Source organism: Croceicoccus mobilis, assembly GCF_001661965.1.
GTDB lineage: Bacteria > Pseudomonadota > Alphaproteobacteria > Sphingomonadales > Sphingomonadaceae > Croceicoccus > Croceicoccus mobilis.
Genome location: NZ_LYWZ01000022.1, coordinates 394,830 through 416,430, shown reverse-complemented (window position 1 = coordinate 416,430; position 21,601 = coordinate 394,830). Strand labels below are relative to the sequence as shown.

At 60.7% G+C, this 21,601-nt stretch carries 18 protein-coding genes and 1 tRNA gene; 13 read left to right on the top strand and 6 right to left on the bottom strand.

Annotated elements, in window-relative coordinates:
* The first annotated feature begins 17 nt into the window (after positions 1–17).
* The 3 genes from A9D13_RS09460 to A9D13_RS09455 all read left to right on the top strand — a co-directional run bounded on the left by A9D13_RS09460 (position 18) and on the right by A9D13_RS09455 (position 1,505).
* Positions 18–93, top strand: a tRNA-Lys gene (locus A9D13_RS09460).
* Between the two features lie 622 nt (positions 94–715).
* Positions 716–865 carry a hypothetical protein gene (locus tag A9D13_RS21090; protein WP_244884884.1) on the top strand — a complete coding sequence of 50 codons (150 nt, stop codon included), beginning with the start codon at positions 716–718 and terminating at the stop codon, positions 863–865.
* Positions 866–932: 67 nt separating this feature from the next.
* Positions 933–1,505 (top strand): TIGR02391 family protein, encoded by a 573-nt coding sequence (locus tag A9D13_RS09455; protein ID WP_229665217.1) that lies wholly within the window; start codon positions 933–935, stop codon positions 1,503–1,505.
* Positions 1,506–1,693: 188 nt separating this feature from the next.
* Here the strand turns inward: A9D13_RS09455 and A9D13_RS09450 are convergent, their stop codons facing one another.
* The 6 genes from A9D13_RS09450 to A9D13_RS09425 form a co-directional block, all read right to left on the bottom strand.
* Positions 1,694–3,268 carry an aldehyde dehydrogenase (NADP(+)) gene (locus A9D13_RS09450; protein WP_066773945.1) on the bottom strand — a complete coding sequence of 525 codons (1,575 nt, stop codon included), beginning with the start codon at positions 3,266–3,268 and terminating at the stop codon, positions 1,694–1,696.
* Positions 3,269–3,297: 29 nt separating this feature from the next.
* A complete protein-coding gene (locus A9D13_RS09445; protein ID WP_066772800.1) occupies positions 3,298–4,437 on the bottom strand; it encodes a fumarylacetoacetate hydrolase family protein in 1,140 nt (379 codons plus the stop codon).
* A 31-nt stretch (positions 4,438–4,468) separates the two neighbouring features.
* On the bottom strand, positions 4,469–5,764 hold the full coding sequence (locus tag A9D13_RS09440) for an MFS transporter (RefSeq protein WP_066772798.1): 1,296 nt from the start codon (positions 5,762–5,764) through the stop codon (positions 4,469–4,471).
* 67 nt (positions 5,765–5,831) lie between these two features.
* Positions 5,832–7,352 carry an FGGY family carbohydrate kinase gene (locus A9D13_RS09435; protein WP_066772796.1) on the bottom strand — a complete coding sequence of 507 codons (1,521 nt, stop codon included), beginning with the start codon at positions 7,350–7,352 and terminating at the stop codon, positions 5,832–5,834.
* Positions 7,353–8,309 carry a transketolase family protein gene (locus A9D13_RS09430; RefSeq protein ID WP_066772794.1) on the bottom strand — a complete coding sequence of 319 codons (957 nt, stop codon included), beginning with the start codon at positions 8,307–8,309 and terminating at the stop codon, positions 7,353–7,355.
* The gene (locus tag A9D13_RS09425) at positions 8,309–9,169 is read right to left on the bottom strand and encodes a transketolase (RefSeq protein WP_082922245.1); all 861 of its coding nucleotides are present in this window, start codon (positions 9,167–9,169) and stop codon (positions 8,309–8,311) included. Before A9D13_RS09425 ends, A9D13_RS09430 begins: the two co-directional genes overlap by 1 nt.
* Here A9D13_RS09425 and A9D13_RS09420 point away from each other — a divergent pair.
* The 10 genes from A9D13_RS09420 (at position 9,135) to A9D13_RS09375 (ending at position 21,468) form a co-directional block, all read left to right on the top strand.
* A complete protein-coding gene (locus A9D13_RS09420; protein WP_229665215.1) occupies positions 9,135–10,205 on the top strand; it encodes a DeoR/GlpR family DNA-binding transcription regulator in 1,071 nt (356 codons plus the stop codon). The two genes, A9D13_RS09425 and A9D13_RS09420, sit on opposite strands and share 35 nt — an antisense overlap.
* Positions 10,206–10,273: 68 nt before the next feature.
* Entirely contained in the window at positions 10,274–11,254 is a 981-nt protein-coding gene (locus A9D13_RS09415; RefSeq protein WP_066772792.1) for a sugar phosphate isomerase/epimerase family protein, read from the top strand.
* Positions 11,255–11,267: 13 nt separating this feature from the next.
* The gene (gene lldD, locus A9D13_RS09410; RefSeq protein ID WP_066772789.1) at positions 11,268–12,404 is read left to right on the top strand and encodes an FMN-dependent L-lactate dehydrogenase LldD; all 1,137 of its coding nucleotides are present in this window, start codon (positions 11,268–11,270) and stop codon (positions 12,402–12,404) included.
* Positions 12,404–13,168, top strand: coding sequence for an L-rhamnose 1-dehydrogenase Lra1 (lra1, locus tag A9D13_RS09405; protein WP_066772787.1), 765 nt, complete (start codon positions 12,404–12,406; stop codon positions 13,166–13,168). The genes lldD and lra1 overlap by 1 nt, the downstream gene beginning before the upstream one ends.
* Complete coding sequence (locus A9D13_RS09400) at positions 13,168–14,571, top strand: glycoside hydrolase family 140 protein (protein WP_066772785.1); 1,404 nt, start codon at positions 13,168–13,170, stop codon at positions 14,569–14,571. The genes lra1 and A9D13_RS09400 overlap by 1 nt, the downstream gene beginning before the upstream one ends.
* Entirely contained in the window at positions 14,568–15,788 is a 1,221-nt protein-coding gene (gene rhmD / locus A9D13_RS09395; RefSeq protein ID WP_066772784.1) for an L-rhamnonate dehydratase, read from the top strand. The genes A9D13_RS09400 and rhmD overlap by 4 nt, the downstream gene beginning before the upstream one ends.
* Before the next feature lie 20 nt (positions 15,789–15,808).
* Positions 15,809–16,663 carry a fumarylacetoacetate hydrolase family protein gene (locus A9D13_RS09390; RefSeq protein ID WP_066772782.1) on the top strand — a complete coding sequence of 285 codons (855 nt, stop codon included), beginning with the start codon at positions 15,809–15,811 and terminating at the stop codon, positions 16,661–16,663.
* The gene (locus A9D13_RS09385; RefSeq protein WP_066772780.1) at positions 16,660–17,409 is read left to right on the top strand and encodes an SDR family NAD(P)-dependent oxidoreductase; all 750 of its coding nucleotides are present in this window, start codon (positions 16,660–16,662) and stop codon (positions 17,407–17,409) included. Before A9D13_RS09390 ends, A9D13_RS09385 begins: the two co-directional genes overlap by 4 nt.
* A 28-nt stretch (positions 17,410–17,437) precedes the next feature.
* On the top strand, positions 17,438–18,355 hold the full coding sequence (locus A9D13_RS09380; RefSeq protein ID WP_066772778.1) for an amidohydrolase family protein: 918 nt from the start codon (positions 17,438–17,440) through the stop codon (positions 18,353–18,355).
* Positions 18,352–21,468, top strand: a complete 3,117-nt coding sequence (locus tag A9D13_RS09375) for an alpha-L-rhamnosidase (RefSeq protein WP_066772776.1) — start codon at positions 18,352–18,354, stop codon at positions 21,466–21,468. Before A9D13_RS09380 ends, A9D13_RS09375 begins: the two co-directional genes overlap by 4 nt.
* Positions 21,469–21,601: the final 133 nt, after the last annotated feature.

Below are 21,601 nucleotides of genomic sequence, written 5' to 3'. Positions count from 1 at the left end.
TCCAAGGCACACGCCAAGGGCCCTTAGCTCAGTCGGTAGAGCAACTGACTTTTAATCAGTAGGTCGCTGGTTCGAACCCAGCAGGGCTCACCATATTTTGAAGAAAATCATGCATTTTCATGATCTTCTGGGATGGTTAGGCAAGCATTGTCGGCAAAGTTAGCCAAATTCAAGATATCCATCGAGGATTTTGCAATTTTCGCCTAATTGGCCTCTCGCGCATATCGCGCCACTTCAGCATCACTTTCATGCCCAGTGATTGCTTTCATTTGAGCGTTTGTCAGACCGGTTTCGGCCATTCTGCGGACCGCGGCCTTTCGCAAGCCATGCAAGGACAGGCCGGGCCTAAACACCTGCTTTTTTGGACTGATCTGCAAACCAGTTGCCAAAGCTCTCAGTTGTGTATCCAAAGCCTCTGGTCGACTTAATGAAAGGTCCGTTGCCGCTATAGGTGGATGCTATGGACTCGGCTAATTTAGTGTGCATCGGTATTAGTAGAGGTTTATCTGTTTTTTTTTGGCGAAACCAAATAGATCCTTGGCGGGTTACGTTAGGTCCGAGCTTTATTAAATCACCTCTTCGCGGAGAGGTGTATATCGCTAGGTCGAACGCAAGTCGAGCTCGTGTTCCTACCGTGTGAACACTCTCAAATTGTTTGATATCGGACTCCTGCCACGTCAGTTGGCGAGCACCGTGATACGCACAACCCGCATATATGGCGTTCTTTTCACAAGATCAGTTGGAAGCGATCGCCGGCGCGCTTGGCGACACTGCAGAAGGCCTGACCGGGCCAGAGATCGAGCACCTGCTTGCGTCATGCAAGATTGCCGATCCGGGGCCGATGACGAAGCGCGTCCGTATCTAACGCCTTCGCGGAATGCCAGAACACCAAACGCAACCGCACAAACATCCTTGAGTTCATCCGGCTCGCCATGAAGCTGGCGCGTTACGGCCGCGAGCCGCACCGCTATGAGCCTATTCGGGCTCGCCTAAACCTGGCGTTGGCATTCGCAGGACTTGTGGTCGATGAGTCCGGCGAGTTGAAATCTGCGGATGTCGCTCAGACCTTGCCCGATGCTCAACGGCGCGCTCGCAATTTGCGAGCGGACCTTGAAGGTCGCGGTGTGCATCCTGACGTCCTGAAGTTCTGCCGCGCCGAGCTTCTCGCCGACAATTACTTCCATGCGGTGCAAGAAGCGGTCAGAAGCGTCGCTGACAAGATGCGGTCGCAGACGGGGCTTTCCGACATCGGCGCGACGTTCGTCGATCGGACCCTGGCCGGCAGTCCGCCAATGCTTGCGATCAACCCGCTATCCACCGCAAGCCAGCGAAGCGAGCAACGCGGGTTCGCAAATCTCGTCCGCGGCACCTTCGGCATGTTCCGAAATCCCACTGCGCATGGGGCGCGCATCCATTGGGCGATGTTCAAAGAAGATGCCGAAGACCTTCTCACAATCGTATCGCTCATCCACCGCCGGCTCGATGCCGCCCATATCCAAAGCTGATTCCAAACCTTTATGCGGAAGCCGAAACGGCGCGAAACGCGCCTCCGTTTCGGCTTCCGCGCATAGGGCTTAACCTTCGTCAATTGCCGGATTTCCATCGATCTGCACCAGCTTCGTGCCGGGACATGTAATCTATTTCGAACGTCCGCTTGATCGGATCGACCAGAGCGGTTGTCCGTTTGGCCGGTTCAGATTTTCCAGACGCCGTCGATCAGCCTGATTGCACCGTCTGGCCCTTGGCCCGCCAAACACGCGGGTAGAAGTTCAGGCGGCAGATCCTGATAGCAGACCGGACGCAGGAAACGTTCGATGGCCAGCGTGCCGACCGATGTGGATTTCGGGTCGGAAGTCGCCGGATAAGGGCCGCCATGAACCATCGAATGGGATACTTCGACACCTGTCGGCCATCCATTGGCTATGACGCGCCCTGCCTTTTTCTCAAGGACGGGCAGCAATTTGCCCGCCATGCCGTAATCGGCTTCGTCCATGTGCAAAGCTGCCGTCAACTGGCCTTCCAGGCCTGCAAGAAGGCTTTGCAATTGGTCGAGGTCGTCGCATTCGACGATGATCGACGAGGCGCCGAAGTTTTCCTCTCCCAGCGATGGGTTCTTCATGAACTCGGCAGCGCTTGTGCGGAAAATGGCAGCGCTGGATTGGCATTCATTGGAAGGCGCTACACCCTCGCCAAGAAGGGTGACGTTCGTTTCGGCGGACAGCTCAGCCTTGCCCGCGCCAAATTGCTGGCGAATTCCGTGTGTCAGCATGACCTGGGGCGCGGCCTTGTGAATCGCGTCACCGACTGCCTCGGCAAAATTCTCCAATGCCTCACCCTGCATGGCAAGGACCAGGCCGGGGTTGGTGCAGAACTGGCCGGCGCCCATCGTCACGCTTCCGACATAGGCCTGTGCAAGGGCATCGCCGCGCGATTCCAGCGCGGATGGCAGCAGGATGACGGGATTGATCGCTGACATTTCCGCATAGACGGGTATGGGCTGCTTTCGCGCCGCGGCGACTTTCATCAATGCCTCTCCGCCCTTGCGCGATCCGGTGAACCCCACGGCCTGTATCCGAGGATCGCTGACAAGCGCCGTGCCCAGTTCGTGCGACGTTCCGTTCAAAAGGCTGAACATTCCTGTCGGAACGCCGGTCTTTTCTGCCGCGCGCATTATCGCGCCAGCGACAAGTTCCGATGTGCCCGGGTGGGCAGGGTGCCCTTTCGCGACCACCGGGCAACCTGCTGCAAGTGCGGATGCCGTATCTCCGCCCGCGATCGAGAAGGCGAGGGGAAAGTTCGAAGCGCCGAACACGGCGACAGGACCCAGCGGCACCTTTCGCAGGCGCAGATCGGGCTTTGGCGGCGTACGATCTGGATCGGCATTGTCGATCCGCACGCCTTGCCATGCGCCATCGCGTACCACCTGTGCGAAAAGGCGAAGCTGGCCAACGGTGCGTCCGCGCTCTCCTGTCAGCCTTGCTTCCGGCAGGCCGGTTTCCGCGCAGGCCCGCTCCGTCAGCGTGTCGCCCAGCGAGTCGATTTCATCGGCCATCGCTTCCAGGAACCGGGCGCGCTTCTCCAGGGGCAGGTTCGAATAGATTGCGTAAGCGGCCTCGGCTGCTTCGCATGCCGCATCCACGTCAGCAGGTTCTGCAATGGCGAAGCCGGGTTCCGGGATGGCCTTGTCCGTCGAGGGATCGAGCGCCTGGAAACGTTCGTCGGAACTGCGACGCTGTCCGGCGATGAACAGGTTTCCGGTGAGTGTCATGATTGTCTTTCCGTTTGAATGGTTGCCGGTCATGCGGCGGCGACTGCGTGCCGCTTGCGAATTGACCGATAGAGTTCGCGAATGCCGAATTCCCATGCGGGGGCATCGCAGGAATGGACGACCTCGTTCGTCAAGGTGCCCAGTTTCGGGCTATGAATGTGGACTTTGTCGCCGACCTTGTGGGTGAAGCCGCGCCCTGGCTCGTCTCGATCCTGAACTGGTGCAAACAGCGTACCCAGCATCAGGGCGAAGCCATCGGGGTAATGGTGTTCGGACAGGGTCTGCTGCACCAGTTCCAGCGGATCGCGGCTGATCTGATTCATCGAGCTATGGCCTTCAAGCAGATAGCCTTCAGGCCCTTCGATCCGCAGGTCGAGTTCTGCCGACCGCACGTCTTCGATGCCGAAGCTGCTGTCGAAAAGGCGGATGAAGGGGCCAAGCGCGCAGGCGGCGTTATTGTCCTTTGCCTTGCCCAAGAGCAGCGCGCTGCGCCCTTCGAAATCGCGCAGGTTCACATCATTGCCCAGCATCGCGCCAACAACAGCGCCCGACGCGTTGATGGCCAGCACCACTTCGGGTTCCGGGTTGTTCCAGGTGGAATCCGAGCGGATGCCCACGGCCGCGCCCCAACCGACAGTGGAGAGAACCGGCGCCTTGGTAAACACTTCGGCATCGGGGCCGATCGCGACTTCGAGATATTGGGACCACATGCCTGCATCGATCAAAGCGGCCTTCAATTCGGCTGCATTGTCGCTGCCCGGGACCACGTTGCGAATGCCGCTGCCGACCCGGTGTTCGAGTTCTGCCCGAATGGCTGCCGCATGGTCGGCACTGCCCCGCGCGCGCTCCTCAATCACGCGTTCGATGGCCGAGACCGCGAAGGTCACGCCGCATGCTTTCACGCATTGCAGGTCTATCGGCGACAATAATGCGTAATCACCTTCGCCGACGGTCAGTTCGTCGACGCCGCAGATGTCGTCGCCTTGGACACTGGCGGGATCGTTCAGGTCCAGCAGATCGGCGACCGTATCCACGGCCCGCGATACATCAAGGACCCGGCCGCCGCGCACGATCACGGGGCGCGGATCGCCTTCAAACATGACGCGACCTGCCAGCAGGGCGTATTCATGGTCGGCAGGCAGCGCCGACGGCGTAAAACGCTTTACCATTGCATTCTCTCCTTATGGCCTGCGGGGGGCGTCATGCGGCGACCCGCTCGGCATCAAGCTGTTCAAGAGACTTGCCTTCGTTGCGCGGGGCCCAAATGAAACCGATGACGCCGCTGATCGAGAGGAAGCCCACAAGGATCCAGGCCAGCGCGGTGAAACCGGTTGCGGTCAGGAAGGGAACGAAGAAGCTGAAGACGCCAAGAGCGACACGCACCACGGCGAACATCACGCCCTGTGCCGTGCTTCTCAGCAGGGTGGGGAACATCTCCGAACTCCAGAGCTGGAAGAAGCATTGCGCCCCGAAGCCCTGGCCGAATGCCATCAGGAAAACATGCGCCAGCGCCACCGGCAATGTCAGCGGAAAGATCGCCAGCAGCGACATGCCGATGACCTGCAAAAGCGCGGAAAATCCGAAGAGCATGCGCTGGTTCAGCTTGTCCGCGTATTTCATGAAAACAAAATAGATCGACGCCATCCCGATCAGGAAGCTGAGCGCCTGAATCGCGACCGACATCGCCTGCGACTGGTTGCCGACGGTGCGCAATATGTAGGGAAAGAAGAACCCGTTCGTTCCGGCCCACAGGTTCCAGAACAGATACATGCCGGCCAGAAACGCCATCGAACCGATATGCTGACGCGTGAACAGATCGCGCCAGCGTCCCAGCTTGAATGGTGCGTTTTCATCCGGCTTGGACGTCTGCGCTTGAAGCCAGCGTTTCGATTCCTTCATGCGGGACCGCAGGAATGTCAGCGCAAGCGCCAAAACGGCAAGATGGGCAAAAACCAGTCTGGCGGCCAGCAAGCCCAGCGGTTCGAGCACCAGGAACATCAAGAGCACGACAACTGGCCCAAGATACCAGAGCACCTGCGCAACCCCGCTGTGCTGCCCGCGCTTCTTGTCGGGAGCCATTTCGGCGATAAGCGACCATGATGCGGGAATATCCGCGCCGACCGCCAGCCCGACCAGAAAGAAGCCCAGCACGATCATCCAGGCGTTCATCGCGAACACCAGCCACATCATGCCGAATGCATAGAACAGCATGTCGTACTGGTAGATCTTCTTGCGTCCCAGCTTGTCGCACAGCCGTCCGCCGATCAGGGCGCCGATACCGGCGGCAATGGCATTGGGCCCGAACGCCCCGATCAGACCGACCAGGTTGGTGGAAAGCCTGTAGGTTTCTACCCAAAGAGCCAGTGCCGCCGATCCGGCAACGATCGAACCTGCGTCGATATAGTTGGCCAACCCGGCAAGGATGGTGTTCTTCCAATCCTCTCTGTCGGAAGGACTGCGTTCCGGGCCAGAGGCCAATTCGCCATCGGCTTTCATTGTTCTTTTCCAATCCCTTGCGACGCGCCGGCTCGATGCTGTCCAGCGTCTTTTTTCGTGCAAAAGTTCATGCCGCGACCGACCCAAGGGGCCCGTTCTGTGATGCGGCTTCGGTTACTTGCGCGATCGCCTCTTTCCATCTGCGGCGCGCATGCTCGCGGTCGCATCCGTCGATTTGCGGCGTGAATTGTTGTGCTGGTGGCGGGTTGACCGATTGAACAATGCCGATCGCCTGGGCCGCCATGAGCGCCACGCCAAGCGCACTGCTTTCGGCCTGCTGCGGCTGGACGATTATTTTGCCGCTCAAGTCCGCCAATATCTGCGCCAAGAGAGAGTTCTGTGCTCCGCCGCCGTCAATGGTGACGGATGGGAATGGGTGACCCAGATCACCCTCCATCGCTTCGATCACGTCGCAGATCTGATGTGCTATCGCTTCCAGCGTGGCGCGCGCCAGATGGGCGGGACGCGTTGCCAAGCTCATGCCGGCGATAGTGCCGCGGGCATCGGTCCGCCAATGGGGTGCGCCAAGCCCAGCGAGAGCGGGCACGAAGATAACCCCCTCGCTGTCTGAAACCTGTCCGGCCAGGTCGCTAAGGGCCTTGGCATCGGGCAGGCCCATCAATTTTGCGGCAAAGGCCGCTGCATGGCCCGAGACGCTGATATTGCCTTCGAGCGCATGCTGGATGCCGCTATTTTCGCGGCTCCAAGCAATCGTGTCTGATAGGCCATGGTGTGAATTCAGGCGCGCGGGCACCGCTGCCATCAGCGAACTGCCGGTGCCAATCGTCACCTTGACTACGCCTGTCGCCAGGCAGTCATGCGCAAACAGGGCTGCGTGGCTATCGCCAAGAACCGAATGGATGGGCGTGCCTTGCCGCAGAGGAGCCAAGCCTTCTCCTGTCGCGCCGAAATAGCTGTCGGAGGGCATGGCTTGGGGCAGAATGGCAAGAGGAACGTCGAACACGTCGGCCAGTTCCTCGTCCCATTGTGCGGTGCCGATATTGAAGAGCTGCGTGCGCGATGCATTGCTGTGGTCGGTCGCGTGGACGGCTCCGCCGGTCAGGTTCCAGACCAGCCAGCTATCAACCGTTCCGAACAGGATTTCGCCTTTATCGGCGCGCTTCCGCAGCTCGGGCTCCGCATCCAGCATTCCGGCGATCTTGGCTGCGGGAAAGAGGGGGTCGATGCCAAGCCCGCTGCGCTGTGCGATGAAGGGGCCTTTTCCGGCCTTGCGCAGCCTGTCGCACCGTCCTGCCGAGCGGGTGCATTGCCATGTCACGGCAGGAGCGATGGGTTCTCCGGTGTGGCGGTTCCAGAGGATAACGGTTTCCCGCTGGTTCGATATGGCAATTGCCGCGATGTCCGCACCTGATGCCTCGCTCAGCACCTCGAGGATCAGTTCCTTGACGGTAAGCCAGATAGCGTCAGCGGATTGTTCCACCCACCCGGGGCGCGGGTAGGAAAGCGGCACGCATCGGGACCGGCAAAGGCGAATGTCGCCTTTGCCGTCGACCAGCAGAACCTTTGTGTTCGTGGTCCCCTGGTCGATCGCCAGTATGCATGGCGCCGTGTTCGCGGCCGCCGACATTCAGGCCCTTTTGCCCAGCAGTTCGCGCGCGGCAGTAGCGATGCCGGCGGCGTTAAGGCCGAATTCGTCCATGAGCCAGGATGCCGAGCCTGTCGGAACGAAGCCCGGAAAGCCCAGCACACGCATCGGCACAGGCGCGTTCTCTGCGCAGAATTCCGCTACTGCCCCGCCCAGACCACCTTGTTTCAACCCTTCTTCCACGGTCACGATGGCGCCCGTCTTGGCGGCGTCTGCCAGCATGGCCGTGTCGATGGGCGAAACGGTGGCCATGTTGATCACGCGGGCACCAACCCCCTCTGACGCGAGGGCTTTCGCCGCCTTGATCGCGCGATGGACCATCGTGCCATTGGCGATGATCGCAACGTCGCCGCCTTCATGCAGGATCTCACTCTTGCCGATCTCAAAGTGCGGGTTGGACCGTTCCAGTGCAGGAACAGGCATTCGGCTGAGGCGGATGTAGACGGGCCCCTCATGGGCAGTCGCGGCGCGGATCGCCTGCTCCGTCTCCCATGGGTCGGACGGAACGATGACGGTCATGCCGTCGATGGCGCGCAGCCAGGCCACATCCTCGATGCTGTGATGGGTCGCGCCCAATTCGCCATAGGCAACGCCCGACGAAATGCCGCACAGCTTCACATTGGCCCTGCTGTAGGCGCAATCGGCCTTGATCTGCTCCATCGCTCGGGCCGTCAGGAAGCAGGAGGCGCCGCTCACGAAGGGAACCTTGCCGCCGTTGGCGAGGCCAGCGCCGACGCCGACCATGTTCTGTTCGGCAATGCCGACATTGATAAGGCGGTGGGGGAACCGGTCGCGGAACTTGCCCAGCTTGGACGAGCCGACGGAATCGTTCACGACCGCGACGATCCGTTCGTCCGTGGCTGCCATTTCCTCGACCGTGCGGACATAGGCCTCGCGGCAATCGAACATCGCCGTGTCGGGTTTCGTCACGGCTCCCATCACGCCATCTCCGCTTCGAGTTCGGCAAGCGCCTGTGCGTATTGTTCCGGATTGGGGACGCCGTGGTGCCAGCCAGCCTGGTTTTCCATGAAGCTTACGCCCTTGCCCTTGCAGGTATCGGCAATGATCACGCGCGGTTTCTCACGCGGTTCGCAGGCATCATCGAAAGCGTTGAGAAGCGCGGCGTGATCGTGTCCGTCGACGCCCACCACTTCCCAGCCGAAAGCGCGCCACTTGTCGCCAAGCGGTTCCAGTCCGTTGGTATCTTCGGTTTTCGCACCTTGCTGAAGCCGGTTGCGATCGACGATCACGGTCAGCTTTCCAAGGCCGCGGTGTCCCGCGAACATGGCGGCTTCCCACATGCTGCCTTCCTGCAGTTCGCCATCGCCGGTCAGCACGAAGGTGCGGAAATCAGCTTCGTCTATCTGTCCGGCGACTGCGATCCCCACGCCAACGGGAAAGCCGTGCCCAAGGGGGCCGGTGTTCGTCTCGACGCCTGGTAGATAGGTGCGGTTGGGGTGGCCATTCAGTCGGGAACGCGGCTGGAGGTAGCTGTTCAGATCCTCTTCCGGAAACAGACCGCGCCCTGCCATCGCGGTGTAAAGCGCGCCGGTGCAGTGCCCTTTGGACATGACGAACCGGTCCCGGTCCGGTGCCATGGGGTTGGCAGCGTCAATCCTAAGCACATCGAAATAGAGCGTTGCAAGGATGTCGGTTGCGGAAAGGTCTCCGCCGGGATGCCCCTGTCCCGCATCGACAATCATCCTGAGGAACCGGCGGCGCATCCAGTTCGCGCGTTCGCGCACATGTTCGGCGCGCTGTTCGATGGTGGCGGTTGACCTTCCGTCAGGCTCAGGCATAATACATATCATGAATCGCTCTCCTGACCGCTGGATAGCGACAATGCAAACCAGTCGCAAGCATTTGCTTTCGAAAATTTTCGATCAGGTCAGAAGTCGTAAGAAATTGACATCAATTTCCAGTCATCATACGAATTTCATGAGCGCCGCCGTTTTCCGGCGGCAGGCTGCGTTTGATGTTGATGAAGGCCTTGCCAGAGATGACTTTTCGACCGATTCCTCCGTCCGGTTTTATCGCGTGCAAGCGATGAGCGGGATGGGATCACGATCGAGAATGCTGGGCGAGACGCGCCGTGCGCGGATGCTTGCCTGGCTTCAGGAAGAGGGCAGCGCGCGTGTCCGCGAACTGGCCGACGTTTTCGACGTGTCCGAAGTGACCGTCCGGCAGGACCTGGAGACACTTGAAACACAAGGCCATGTCGTGCGTGAACATGGCGGCGCCTTTCTGAAGTCCGTGCCGCAACAGGTGCGGTCGATGGCCCTTCAGAATGCAGGGCAGATGGATGCCAAGCGTCAGATCGGTGTCGCAGCGGCCGCACTCGTCACCGATGGTTCCTCGATCATTCTCGACGCCGGGTCCACCACGACCGAGGTCGCTGCCAACCTTGGCGGTCGCCGTGACATCACGCTGATAACGAACGCGCTCAACATCGCGCTCATGCTGGGTGGGCAGCCGGGCTTCGATGTTCACATGACCGGCGGCCATTTCAAGGCCCCGACCCTGTCCCTGTCGGGAGAGCGTTCGGCCGAATATCTGCGCGGCCTGTACGTCGACCGGCTGTTTCTGGCGACGGCGGCGATCGATGTCGCGGCGGGTCTGACCTATCCCGCATTGTCCGATCTGCCCGTGAAACGCGCCATGATCGAGGCGGCGAACGAAGTCGTCCTCGTGGCCGATTCCAGCAAGATCGGCGCGCGGTCCTTCACCGCTCTGGGCGGGCTCGACCTGATTGACGTGCTGGTGACTGACAAGGGCATTTCAGATGGAGATCGTGCCGCGATTGAGGCGGCGGAAGTGAAAATCATCGTGGCCTGACCAGGCAACGGCTCTCGCAAGGGCCGCCATCAGACCGACAAGAAAACAATCGGGACGAGGATTGCAGAGTGGCAAATCAGAAATTCGGCGCGGGCATCTGGCACTTCGCCACCTATGTGGATCGCTATGCGACGGACGGATATGGTCCGCCGCGTACCCTGATAGAAATGATCGACCTGGCAGGGCAGGTCGATGACCTGTCGGTTGTCGATATCAACTTCCCGTTTGCAGATCCCGCCCTGTCGTTCGACGCGGTCGGCAAGGCGCTGGACCGGAATGGCCTGTCGGTGATCGGCATCACGCCCGAGATCTATACACGACAATTCGCCAAGGGGGCTTTCACAAATCCGGATGCAGGCATTCGCCGTCTTGCGAACGAGATGTGCAACGACGCTGCCGATGCCGTCCGCCACTTCGGTGCGAAATATGTCAAACTATGGCCGGGGCAGGATGGTTGGGACTATCCTTTTCAGGTCGATCATCGCGCGCTGTGGCAGGCCAGTATGGACGGCATTGGCGAACTGGCCGAACAGAACCCCGACCTCCAGTTCGTGATCGAATACAAACCGCGCGAGCCGCGCGTGCACATGAGCTATGACAGCGTCTCCCGCACCCTGCTGGGCATCGAAAAGATCGGCCTTCCGAATATCGGTATTCTGCTCGATTTCGGCCACTCGCTTTATGGTGGGGAGAGCCCCGCGGATGCCGCCCAGCTTGCCATTGATCATGGGCGGCTGTTCGGCATGGACGTGAACGACAATTTCCGCAGCTGGGATGACGATCTGATCGCTGGATCGGTCCACCCGATCGAACTGTTCGAATTCTTCTACACACTGCGCAAAAACGATTGGGAAGGGGTATGGCAGCTCGACCAGTTTCCGTTCCGCGAAGATAGCGTTGCGGCCGCGAATTCGGCGATCGACTTCCTGAAAGGGGTCGAACGCGCGCTCGACAAGCTGGATCTCGAAGCGATGCGAGAGGCGCAGTCCCGCCACGACGCGGTGACGGCGCTGAACCTAGCTCGCCAAGCCCTGTTCTCAAGTTTCTGAAGGGGCGAACAGCGTGATCATCTCTTCCGCCAATGATTTCCGCGAAGCCGCGCGAAGGCGCGTGCCGCGGTTCCTGTTCGATTATGCCGATGGCGGCGCTTATGCCGAGCAGACGCTTTATCGTAACAGCGCCGATCTGGCCGATATCGCCCTGCGGCAGCGGGTGTTGAAGGATGTTGCCAGCATTGACCTGACAACCACGCTTTTCGGGCGGCAGATCGACTTGCCGGTAGCGTTGGGACCGGTCGGGATATCGGGCATGTTTGCACGGCGGGGTGAACTGCAGGCTGCTCGCGCTGCAAGGGGCGCAGGTGTTCCCATGTGTCTTTCGACCGTTTCGATCTGTTCGATCGAAGAGGTGTCGAAATGCGCCGATCCGTTCTGGTTCCAGCTTTACGTAATCCGCGACCGCGATTTCATGAAGGACCTGATCGCACGCGCAAAAGCGGCCGGGGCGGAGGCGTTGATCTTCACTGTCGACATGCCCGTCCCCGGCGCGCGCTACCGCGATGCGCATTCGGGCATGTCCGGGCCCAATGCGCCGCTCCGCCGGTTCCTGCAGGCGGTCGGCAAACCGCGCTGGGCCTGGGATGTCGGGCTTTGGGGACGGCCTCATATGCTGGGCAATCTCATGCCGGTGCTGGGCAAGGATAGCGGCCTCAACGATTACATGGGCTGGCTGGGGCGCAATTTCGATCCGTCGATCCAGTGGAAGGACCTCGACTGGATCAGGCAGGAATGGGATGGGCCGCTTATCATCAAGGGCATCCTGGATCCGGAAGACGCGCGTGAAGCGGCCGCGATCGGTGCCGATGGCATCGTGGTTTCCAACCATGGCGGGCGTCAGCTTGACGGTGTCTGGTCCAGTGCACGGGCGCTGCCGGCGATTGCCGATGCGGTGGCCGACAGGGTTACGGTTCTGGCCGATGGCGGTGTGCGAAATGGCCTAGACGTGTTGCGCATGCTTGCACTGGGCGCGCATGGCGTTCTGCTTGGCCGCGCATGGCTTTATGCGCTTGCCGCGCAGGGCGAGGCGGGCGTTGCGAAGCTGCTGGAGCTGATCGCCGCCGAGATGCATGTCGCCATGACGCTGACGGGGGTGAACCGGATCGATGCCATCGACCGCTCCATTCTTGCCGAGAGCGTGTGATGCGGCTGCTGGAAGGAAAAACCGTTCTCGTCACCGGTGGGTCGACCGGTATCGGTCGGGCTGCTGCGATCGGGGCTGCGCGCCATGGTGCAAATGTCGCGATCAACTATGCCTCGAGCGATGACAAGGCTACCAGCTGCGTTGCCGAGATCGAGGCGCTTGGACAGAAGGCCATTGCCATCAAGGGCGATGTCGCTGACCCGACTACGGCCGGCGATTTCGTGAAACACGCCGTGGCGGAATTCGGCCGCATCGACGTGATGGTGTCGAATGCGGGCATCTGCCCGTTCCACGCATTCCTCGACATGCCGGTCGAGACCGTGGACCGGACCTTCAAGGTCAATCTGCATGGTGCCTATTACATGGTGCAGGCCGCCACGCGGCAAATGGTGGAGCAGGGCGAAGGCGGTGCGATCGTCGCGGTGTCGTCGATCTCGGCATTGGTCGGTGGAGAGTTCCAGACCCATTACACACCCACCAAGGCGGGCGTGCATTCGTTGATGCAATCTGCGGCAATCGCTCTGGGCAAGCATAATATCCGCTGCAATTCGGTGTTGCCGGGCACGATCCTTACCGAGATCAACAAGGCCGACCTCGCCAACGAGGAGAAACGCCGCTCCATGGAAAGCCGCACGCCACTCGGTCGTCTGGGCGAGCCTGAAGACATGGTTGGCCCGATCGTTTTTCTTGCCTCGGAAATGGCTGCCTATGTCACTGGCGCTGCGCTGCTTGTGGATGGCGGCATGTTCGTGAACCTCCAGTGATGCGCGGTTACATCCTTGCCGCGGCAATGTTCGCGGCCTTCGTGTCGCCCGCACCTGTCCTTGCCGACGAAGGGCCGGCATCACTGCGCGTCACCGATAACGGCCGCTATCTGGAAACGGCGGAAAAGCCATTCTTCTGGCTAGGCGATACTGCCTGGCTTTTGCTTAGCCGGCTGGGACGGGAGGAGACCGAACACTACCTCACCGTCCGTGAGCAGCAGGGCTTCAACGTTGTTCAGGTAATGGTCCTGCACACGCCGCAGATGGCAACGAAGTCGGGCGTTCCCGCGCTTCAGAATGGTGACCCGGGGAAGCCGCATGTCACCAAGGGGAACGATCCGGCGAAGCCCGGGGAATACGACTTCTGGGATCATCTGGACTGGGTGGTCCAACGTGCGGCGGCTCGCGACATGCGGGTCGCGATGGTGCCCGCCTGGGGTGCCCTTGCCGACGAAGGTGTTCTCGATTTCGAGAACGCGGGCGATTACGGTCGTTTCCTTGCAGAACGCTATGGCGACAAGGCGAATGTGATCTGGCTGAACGGCGGCGACACTCGGGGCGAAAGGAACACCCGCGTGTGGGAACGGCTGGGAATGACGATAAAGGCGATCGCACCTGGTCAGCTGATGACCTTCCACCCCATCGGTCGCACCGCTTCGTCATGGCAATATCACGAGGCGCCTTGGCTGGACTTCAACATGTTCCAGTCCGGCCACCGTTCCTATGCGCAGGAAGGCCCGCACGCGCGCGCGGAAGACAACTGGCGCTATGCAGCTGAGGACTGGGCGCGCACGCCGGTGAAGCCAACCATCGACGGCGAACCGTCTTACGAGAATATCCCTCATGGCCTGCACGAAGAAAACCAGCCCCGCTGGCAGGCGCGCGATGCGCGTCGATACGGCTGGTGGTCGGTGATGGCCGGGGCCTTCGGCCACACCTATGGCGAAAACAATGTCATGCAGATGTTCGTCGCAGGTGCGCCAACAGCGAATTTCGAGGCCGATACCCGCTGGGACATGGCGCTGCAGGCACCCGGCGCGCGCCAGATGCGTTTCTTGCGACAGCTTATCGAAGCCTATCCGATGGCACAGCGCGTGCCCGACCAGTCACTGATCGCCGATAATGGCGTGCGGTATGATCGCGTGCTGGCAAGCCGCGGAGAAGGCTACGCATTCGCTTATAGCTACACCGGACGCCCCTTTAAGATGCGAATGGGCAGCACTGCAGGCAGTGCCGTCCGCGCCCGCTGGTATTCGCCGCGGGACGGCAGCTGGCAAGCCATCGGCACAATCCAGAACGATGGCGTGCATTGGTTCGACCCGCCCGGCGAAACGCAGGAGGGCAATGACTGGGTGCTGGTGATCGACAATGCTTCAAAAGACATGGGGAGCGCAGGGCAATGAGCGTTTCAGGCGCAATCGAGCGGACTCGCAGCCTTCCGCGCATTGCTCATGTCCGGGCGTTCACGGTGCGGGGCGGCGGCGCGGATTATCACGACCAGGGCGATGGGCACTGGATCGACGACCATATCGCCACGCCCATGTCTCGCTATCCCGAATACCGGCAGTCGCGACAGAGCTTTGGCATCAATGTGCTGGGCACTCTCGTCGTAGAGCTCGAGGCCGACGACGGCACCATCGGTTTTGCTGTCACCACCGGCGGAGAGCCTGCCTGCTATATCGTTGAAAAGCATCTGTCCCGCTTCCTCGTCGGCCGCAGCCCCGCGGAATATGAGAAGATCTGGGACCAGATGTATTTCTCGACCCAGTATTACGGGCGCAAGGGCGTGGTCCTTAATGCGATCTCGGGCGTCGATCTCGCCATCTGGGATTTGCTGGGCAAGCTTCGTGACGAACCTGTCTATCACATGCTTGGCGGCGCGGTGCGCGATGAGCTGCAGTTCTATGCCACGGGCGCGCGGCCCGACCTTGCGAAGGAAATGGGCTTCATCGGGGGCAAGCTGCCGCTGCATCATGGCCCGGCCGAAGGACTGGAGGGGATGGAGAAGAACATCGCTCTCCTTTCCGACATGCGGGCAAAATGCGGCGATGATTTCTGGCTGATGTACGATTGCTGGATGTCTCTCGACCTCGACTACGCGACACGGCTGGCACATCGCGCTTGGGACGAATGCGGCCTGAAATGGATTGAAGAGGCGCTCTCCCCTGACGATTACTGGGGGTATGCAGCGCTGAAAAAGGCAGCGCCGCCAGGGCTGCTTGTCACTACCGGAGAGCATGAGGCGACCCGTTGGGGCTTTCGCATGCTGATGGACATGGAGTGCTGCGACATCATCCAGCCCGACGTGGGCTGGTGCGGCGGCGTGACCGAACTGATCAAGATCGCCAATTACGCCGACAGCCGCGGGGTGATGATGGTCCCCCACGGGTCATCGGTCTACAGCTATCACTTCGTCATTACGCGCCATAATTCGCCGTTTGCCGAATTTTTGATGATGCACCCGGGGCCGACCGAGGTCGTGCCGATGTTCGCGCCCCAGCTTCTGGGCGAACCGGTGCCCGTAAACGGCCACATCCGCGCAAGCGAACTCGACCGCGCCGGCTTTGGCGTGGAACTGAACCGCGAGATCGCGCTTCAGCGCCCCTATTCCAATTCCTGAAATCGAAACGAGGATTTACGATGAAACTTTGCAGATTTGGCGCGCCGGGTGCCGAAAAGCCCGGCTTGGTCGATGCCGATGGAAAGATCCGCGACCTTTCCGCCCATGTCGACGATATCGGCCCCGAGGTGCTTGGCCCCGAAGGTCTTGCGAAACTTGCGGCCATCGACCCTGCTTCGCTGCCGCTGGTAGAGGGCGACCCGCGATATGGACCGTGCGTGACCGGTACGCGCCATTTCGTTGCCATCGGGCTCAACTATGCAGACCATGCTGCGGAATCGAACCTGCCCATTCCGGAGGAGCCGGTTGTCTTCAACAAATGGGTCGGTTGCATCCAGGGCCCCAACGATCCCGTTACCATCCCGAAGGATTCGCAAAAGACCGACTGGGAAGTTGAACTGGGTATCGTGATCGGCACCCGCGCGTCCTATGTCAGCGAAGCCGATGCCCTGAACCACGTAGCCGGCTATTGCGTAGTGAACGATGTGTCCGAACGCCACTGGCAGACCGAGCGCGGCGCGACTTGGGACAAGGGCAAGGGCTTTCCCACCTTCGGTCCGGTCGGACCCTGGATGGTCACGGCGGATGAGGTCGGCGACCCGCAGCAGCTTTCCATGTGGCTGGAGGTCAACGGCAAGCGTGTACAGGACGGATCCACCTCCACCATGATTTTCGGCGTGACCGAAATCGTCTCCTATCTCTCGCAGTTCATGACGCTTGAGCCCGGCGACATTATCACCACCGGGACGCCTCCGGGCGTGGGCCTGGGGCAGAAGCCCGAACCCTGGTACCTGAAAGCGGGCGATGTCGTGGAACTCGGCATCGACAAGCTTGGTCGTCAGCGACAGGACTTCGTCGCCTGGCAGCCGGCATGAGCGTCTTCGAAGGACGCTTCGCCGAACGGGGTGCCATCGTGACCGGTGGCGCCTCGGGGCTGGGCAAGGCCGTCGCGGCGCGCTTGGTGGCAGAGGGCGCAAGGGTCTCGCTCTGGGATCTCGATAGCGGGACACTGGCCGCGGCTCAGGCAGAGACAGGCGCGTGTGACGTCCAGGCGCTGGATGTTTCGGATGCGCAGCAGGTTGCCTCCGCCGCGTCTGCCAGTGCCAAAGCGCTGGGCACGGTCGGCGTGCTGATCTGTTCAGCAGGCATCACCGGCGCAACCGCACCGGTTCATGAGTTTCCGATCGACAGCTGGCAGCGCGTCTTCGAGATCAACGTCCACGGGCTGTTCTACTGCAACCGTGCTGTGGTGCCCTATATGCTGGACGGCGGCTATGGCCGCATCGTCAACGTGGCGTCGGTCGCAGGCAAGGAAGGCAATCCCAATGCCAGCGCCTATTCCGCATCGAAAGCCGCAGTGATCGGGCTGACCAAGTCGCTTGGCAAGGAGCTGGCGGGAAGGGGTGTTATCGCCAATGCACTGACCCCGGCCACTTTCGAAAGCCCGATCCTGTCGCAGCTTCCGCCAAGCCAGGTCGACTACATGCGGTCGAAGATCCCGATGGGTCGTCTGGGCGAAGTGGACGAAAGCGCCGCCATGATCTGCTTCATGGCCAGCGAGGAATGCAGCTTCACCACCGCTTCGACTTTCGACACTTCGGGTGGCCGGACGACGTTCTAGAAAAAACGAATAGTAATTGAGGAGAGTCATGCCAAAACGTCCACCGCTGGTCGATCCGCATGTTCATCTGTGGGACCTGTCGCATATCCGCTATCCGTGGCTGTCCCCGCCGTTCGATACCGATAATCCGAACGGCAGTGTGGAATCGATCGCCGTCGATTATCCGCTGGACGCCTATCTTGCCGACGCGTCGACATGGGATGTGCAAGGCATCGTCCATATCGATGCCGGTGCGCATGCCGGGGATGCCATCAAGGAAACCCGTTGGCTGCAGCAGATGGCGGACCAGCGCGGAATGCCGAACGGCATCGTTGCGTTCGCGATGCTGGAGGACAAGGGCGTAGAAGCCGTTCTGGAAGTGCAGGCAAGCCATGCCAACGTACGCGGCATCCGGCAGATCGTCAGCTGGCACCCTGATCCTGCACGCAGCTATGGGCCAGAGGACAGCACTCTTTCCGAAGAATGGGAACGTGGGTTCGGGCTTCTCGGCAAATACGGCCTCAGCTTCGATCTGCAGGCTTATCCGGGGCAGATGGACCATCTTGCAAAGCTGATCGGTCGGCATCCGGATACGCAGGTCATACTGAACCATACTGGGATGGCCATTCCCGAAGACAGGGATGGCTGGAATGTGTGGCGCAGCGGTATGCGTGCGCTTGCCGCATTGCCCAACGTTGCCGTCAAGATTTCCGGCATGGGGTTCACCTGGAACCCGTGGGACGAGGAGCAAGCGAGGCCCTACGTGCTCGATACGATCGAGATGTTCGGCAAGGACAGATCAATGTTCGCCAGCAATTTTCCGACCGACAAGCTGTTCGATCGGTTCGACAAATATTTCGACGCCTACGATTCCATCACCTCCGCATTCAGCGATGAAGAACGGTCCGCCCTGTTCGGCGGCAATGCCAATCGCATTTATCGGCTGGGTCTGAACCTTCAGGCATGAAACCCGTCGATCTTCGTGCCGAGCAAATCGTCGAACTTCTGGGTACGCAGTCTGCCCATCCGCGGCTGTCGTGGCGCATGTATGCCGAGCGTGACGGAGCGTTCCAGACCCGATACCGGATACGATCTGCTCCCAGCAGAGAGGCGCTGAAGTCGGGCCCATGGCTATGGGACAGCGGCAGCGTGCAATCCGGCAATAGCCTGGATATCGAGCATGCAGGCCCACCGCTTGAGACCGGCCAGCGTGTCTGGTGGCAGGTAGAAATCGGTGATGACAAGGGTCGCAGCGCCATTTCCGAGCCGGTCTGGTTCGAAGCCGGGCTGATGTCCCGTTCGGACTGGCAGGCTGACTGGATCATTGCCGAAGACGAAGACGCGGCTGCCGATCGCGCTGTCGGGATTCCCTGGTTGTGGACCGGGACATCAATGGACCCACGCCCGCATGGTTTCCGTCTGGAATTCGATGCGCCTGATGACATGGTGGGCTGCGATATACTGGTGTCTGGCAAGGATCACCTTCGCGGCGTCTGGATCAATGGCGGGGCGTGTGAAACGGAATGGCCGTTCGGCTGGGACAGCGAATTGCCGTTCTGGGGTGTGCTTGGCGAATATCACGGCGATATCCGGCCCGGTCGCAATGTCGTTTGCGCACTGGTCGAAGCTGATACCGAAGGCTTTTTCCCGGTGGATGGCGGTGCCTTTGCAGCGCTGGTCCGCGTGCATCGCGCCGATGGCACCACCGACCGGATTACTGGCCATGCGTGGCGCGTCGTGCCCGACCCGCCATGCGGCTGGCGCGATGCCGAATTCGATATGGACGATTGGCAGGTTCCGCAGCCCAGCGGATCGTGGGCACAAGGCTATCCCCGTCCAAGCGAGCCGGCGATGCTGTTGCGGCAAGAGTTCGACCTTGATGCGCCGGTCGTGTCGGCCCGGCTATATGCAACGGCCCTTGGGGCCTATGATATCTCGATCAACGGTCGTGCCGCCGAAGAGGCGATCCTTACGCCCGAGATGACAGTGGCGTCGAACCATCTTCTTTACCAATGCCACGACGTGACCGGTCTGCTGCATAAGGGCAGGAACGCAATCGGCGTGGTTGTCGGCGATGGCTGGTACGCATCGCCATTCGGCTGGCGGATCGAACGCTATGGTTTCGGTCCACCGCCGCGGCGTTTTTCGGCGATCCTGCAGGTCGATCTTGCCGACGGTCGCAGGCAGATGCTGACGACTGGTCCGGGGTGGAAATCATCGGTCTCCGCGATCCTGAAGTCGGAAATCTATGACGGGGAAACCCGCGATGCGCGGCTGGAGCAGCCTGGATGGGACCGCCCCGGTTTCGACGATGCCTCCTGGACATATGCACCGGTTGGCGTAGCGCCACAGGTGCGATTGGAGGCGCAAACTGCACCCGCGCTCAAGCGAATGGAGGAGCTACGTCCGGTTTCTATCAGCGAGCCTATGCGCGGGCACCATGTTATTGATTTCGGGCAGAACTTTTCGGGCTGGGTGCGCCTGTCTGCCAGCGGTCCGGCAGGCACGCAAATCACGATGCGTTTCGCCGAATTGCTTAATGCCGATGGCACGGCCGATCAGTCCAACCTGCGCCTGGCGCGGGCGACTGATCGTTTCATACTGGCCGGTCACGGCGACGAGTGCTTTGAGCCGAGCTTTACTTATCACGGCTTTCGCTATGTCGAGATCCAAGGCTATCCGGGCGTTCTGACGTCAGACGATGTCGCAGGGATCGTGGTCTATAGCGCCTGCCGCGAAACCGGTCGGATGGCATTCCATGATGCACCATTGCTGCAGCGGATCTGGGACAACGCGCGGTGGAGCCAGCGCAGCAATTTTTTCTCTGTACCTACGGATTGTCCGCAGCGGGACGAACGCATGGGGTGGATGGGAGACATCCAGGTCTTTCTGGATGCCGCAGCCTTCAACATGGACGTCGACCCTTTCATACGCCGCTTCCTGTTGGAGGCGAGAGCGGCGCAGCGTAAAGACGGGGCCTATCCCATCGTTGTCCCGCAGCCCCAGTCCTTCCCCAATGTTGCGACAGCAGGTTGGAGCGAGGCAGGTATCATCCTGCCCTGGCAGTTGTGGCAGCGATATGGCGACACCGCCGTTATCGACGAGAACTGGGATGCGATGCTGCGCTGGATGGACCACCTGGAGCATCACAATCCCGATCTGGTCTGGCGCCACGAACGCGGACTGGACCTTGGCGACTGGCTTTCGGTCGATGCGATCAAGCCCGATGATGAGACCACGCCGCGCGCATTGTGCGCAACGGCCTATTGGGCTTGGTCCGCCGGTCTGATGGCGCAGATGGCCAGCGTAACCGGTCGCCACGATGCAGCGGCACGTTTTGCCTCGTTACGCATTGCGATCGGTGCCGCTTATGCCGAGGAATTCGTGGCAGACGATGGCACGTGTGGAAACGGTAGCCAGACCAGCCAGGTGCTCTCGCTTGCTTTCGGGCTGATACCTGACGAGCTTCGGCACAAGGCAGCGGCTATCCTGTCTGCCGATCTGCGCCGTCGCGGCATGAAACTTTCGACAGGTTTTCTGGGGACGCCCTACCTGCTCGACGTGCTGTGCGACGAAGACTGTCTTGAGGAGATTGCGGGCCTGTTGTTGCAGACCGGCTATCCCAGCTGGGGCTATATGCCGACACAAGGCGCGACCACTGTATGGGAGCGCTGGAACGGCGATACTGGCGACCTGTCGATGAACAGCTACAACCATTATGCGTTCGGCGCGGTTGTTGGGTTCTTCTATCGCAGGCTGGCAGGGATCGCACCTGCTGCGCCGGGGTTTCGGCGGATCGCGGTGAAGCCCTTATGGCTGCCGGAAGTGGGGCGCGTTTCGGCCAGCTATGATTCCGTTATGGGCCGGATAGAGACAGCGACTGACGGCGATGCGAACGGCTTACGCAGCTTGCTGTTGTCAGTGCCCGCAAATGCGACGGCAGAAGTGGAGTTGCCTGAAGGCGATTGGAAGATCGATGGCCATCATATCGGAGACGATCCGCGTATTTCAGGTCTCTCGCTTTCAGGCGGAATTATCCGCTTCCAGCTTGCTGGTGGTCGTCACCATTTCATCCGCTGATCGAAAGGGCCCTGGACAGGACAGAGGGGCGGCTTGCGCTGACGGCACCCATGGCCAAGTTTTAGCGCCTGTCGTCAGATGACGAACGCCCCGGCCTGCCTTGGCAAGCCGGGGCGAAGTCTCGCGTCCGGGG